General features: G+C 60.3%; 1 protein-coding gene. It reads right to left on the reverse strand.

The genetic code is table 11. The features are described from left to right. On the reverse strand, positions 1-480 hold a 480-nt coding region (locus AC1DH9_RS30735; RefSeq protein WP_477809529.1), incomplete at its 3' end, for a diacylglycerol kinase family protein. Between the last annotated feature and the right edge of the window lie 39 nt (positions 481-519).

The raw sequence follows: 519 nt of genomic DNA on the forward strand, positions 1-519 counted from the left end.
CAGGTACGCCGCACTGCCGAGAATTTTCTTCAGGTCTTCGGAGGTATTCGCTGTCACCTGACTGCCGAATCCGCCGGTGGCCATATTGAGAAATACCTGCCCTCCCACTTCGCCCAGGTCGATGGCCCGTGCAGGCACTTCCAACAGATCCAATGCCTCTCCCGGGATCAATGACACCCCGGCGGCACGGGCAAAATCATTGGCCGTGCCCAAGGGCAGAAGCACCAGACTGGCATCGTTCGGATTCAACGCCAGCGCCTCGGCGATGTCGCGCAACGTGCCGTCGCCGCCACCGGCAATCAACTGTGTATAACCGGCAGCCAGCGCTTCATCGACCAGGCGTTGCGCATCGCCAGCCTCCCAGGTCAGTCGCACAGCCAACTCCCAGCCTTGCTGACGCTTGCTCTCGACCGCTGACCGGACCTCAGCGTTGAGTGCCTGGTTGCCATGCAAAATCAACAGCGCCTTGCGCTCATTCATCGTCATCACTCCCGTTGATCGAAGACCTCTGGGGAATGT

The sequence above is a fragment of the Pseudomonas sp. 05T35 genome, from assembly GCF_056396605.1.